This is a genomic window from Microcystis sp. M53602_WE12, assembly GCF_030065455.1.
Taxonomy (GTDB): Bacteria; Cyanobacteriota; Cyanobacteriia; order Cyanobacteriales; family Microcystaceae; genus Microcystis; species Microcystis aeruginosa.
Map to the genome: position 1 here is coordinate 1 of NZ_JASJFB010000126.1, position 2,423 is coordinate 2,423.

Sequence of the window (2,423 nt, forward strand, 5' to 3'; positions counted from 1 at the left end):
GGATTTATTGATACTTATCTCAATCTAAATCCTGCCGAAGAGATACAATTTCAAGAAGAGATTAGCACATTTAGTCAACCCGTACAGGAGGGAGTTATGCAAATTACCACCAGTTGGATGCGTCAAGGTATCGAACAAGGTATCGAACAAGGTATTGAACGCGGTATTGAACGCGGTATTGAACGCGGTATCGAACGCGAAAAGACATTGATTCTTCGTCAACTTAAACGCAAGTTAGGGGAGATTAATCCTGCATTAGAAACTAAAATTATGGAGTTAAGTATTGATGATGTCGAAGCATTAGGAGAAGCTTTATTCGACTTCTCTGCGGTTGAAGATTTAATCAATTGGTTAAATACTTTAACTGCCTAGCTTTGACGTTAGCGATCGCCTTTTGGAGAAAACGAGTTTCTTTAAGAAACCCGTTTTCTGCGTAAGTACAGTATATCACAAAAATTGCTTTGGTGGTTCAAGAGAACTGATAACTGATAACTGAAATGAATAACCCAAATACTGATTTTGATACTCCTTGGAAAGATGTCTTAGAAATCTACTTTGAAGACTTTGTTTCCTTCTTTTTTCCTCAAGCTCACGCGGGTATTGATTGGAATCAAGGCTTTGAATTTCTCGACAAAGAACTTCAACAAGTGGTGCGGGATGCTGAGTTAGGCAAACGTCTCGTCGATAAGTTGGTGAAAATTTATCGTCTTGCGGGAGAAGAGACCTGGGTTTTAATCCACATAGAAATCCAGGGTCAGCGAGAAATTGACTTTGCTGAACGGATGTTTGTCTATTACTACCGCATTTATGATCGTTACAGGCGTTCAGTAGCGAGTTTGGCAGTTTTAGGTGATGATAATGCTTCTTGGCGACCCAATCAATTTGAGCGTGAGTTATTTGATTGTCAAGTGAGTTTTCGCTTTCCGGTCGTCAAGTTGCTAGAATTTAAGCAGCAGTGGTCAGCTTTAGCAGCCAGCCGCAATCCTTTTGCTACAGTCGTGATGGCGCATCTCCAAGCTTTAGAAACTCGGCAAAACCGAAAAAAGCGCAAGGAAGCGAAATTAGCATTAACTAAACGGTTGTACGAACAGGGTTATCAACGAGAGGATATTCTCAACCTCTTTAAGTTTATCGATTGGCTGATGAGCTTACCCACTGAATTAGAACAGGAGTTTCAACAGGAATTAAATCAGTACGAGGAGGAAAAAAGAATGCCTTATATTACCAGTGTTGAAAGAATGGGAATGGAAAAAGGGATGAGAGAATCTGTCATTGATGCCCTTGAGATTCGGTTTGAGAATGTGCCTTCTGAACTGGTTGATGAGATTAGCCAAATTCAAGACACTTCTCTTCTGAAAAATCTCCACAGACAAGCGATTACTCTTGACTCAATCTCAGATTTTCAGGACTATTTAAATCAGTTAATCAAACCTGAATAATTCTGGTTTGTCCCCCAGCTTACCCTCAATATCAAGAAAACGGGTTTCTTCAAGAAACCCGTTTTCTGGATTTCTGATGATCGCCTGTTGGGAAAAATTTGTAGCGTATTATACAGACTTATCCGGTGCGTTACGCTAACGCTAACACACCCTAAGAGTGAGCTAACCCGCTCCACTTTTGTCCACTTTTATTGATTTAATGTCCACTTTTACTGTAAGTCTTGTCAAGTAACCTTAAACTTGTTAGAATCAAAAAGTTATTATTTTCTGGTAGTCATTCATCGCTCAGATTAGTTAAGATGATATTACATGACTAATAATATTGACCATGATCGCTTATTTAAGGAGTTAATCTCCACCTTTTTTGTCGAATTTATTGAGTTATTTTTTCCTCAAGTAATGGATTATTTAGATAGGGACTCGATTACTTTTTTAGACAAAGAAGTATTTACCGATGTCACGGAAGGAGAAAGGTATGAAAGCGACTTAGTAGCACAAGTTAGGTTTCGCGGAAAAGAATCTTTTTTTCTGATTCATCTGGAGGCGCAGCAAAGTTCCCGCCTGGGGTTTAACCGGCGAATGTTTACTTATTTTGCTCGCTTTCATGAGAAATTTGTCTTACCGATTTATCCGATTGTAATTTTTTCTTATTCAAAGCCAAAAAGAGCAGCGATTAGTCAGTATGTGGTCGATTTTCCCGATTTTAAAGTCTTAGAATTTAACTATCAAGTCGTGCAGTTAAATCGATTAAATTGGCGAGATTTTCTCAATCAGCCAAATCCGGTTGCTTCAGCTTTGATGGCTAAGATGAACATTGCCGAGAAAGAGCGAGCCAAAGTTAAAGCGGAATGTCTGCGCTTGTTAATTACTTTAAGGTTAAATCCTGCGAAAATGGAATTAATTTCTGGATTTATTGATACTTATCTCAATCTAAATCCGGTCGAAGAGATACAATTTCAAGAAGAGATTAGCACATTTAGTCAA

The 2,423-nt window shown here is 38.6% G+C and carries 3 protein-coding genes; all 3 read left to right on the forward strand.

Annotation, left to right across the window (positions count from 1 at the left end; translation table 11 throughout):
- Positions 1 to 372 (forward strand): DUF4351 domain-containing protein (locus tag PX482_RS05075; RefSeq protein WP_288122156.1); only part of this gene is annotated, 372 nt, incomplete at its 5' end.
- Positions 373 to 497: 125 nt separating this feature from the next.
- Entirely contained in the window at positions 498 to 1,439 is a 942-nt protein-coding gene (locus PX482_RS05080; RefSeq protein ID WP_288122157.1) for an RpnC/YadD family protein, read from the forward strand.
- A 309-nt stretch (positions 1,440 to 1,748) separates the two neighbouring features.
- Positions 1,749 to 2,423 (forward strand): RpnC/YadD family protein (locus PX482_RS05085; RefSeq protein ID WP_288094481.1); only part of this gene is annotated, 675 nt, incomplete at its 3' end.

Excerpts from the sequence above, each read along its gene's own strand:
- PX482_RS05080 (WP_288122157.1), top strand. The coding sequence starts at position 498 with ATGAATAACCCAAATACTGATTTTGATACTCCTTGGAAAGATGTCTTA.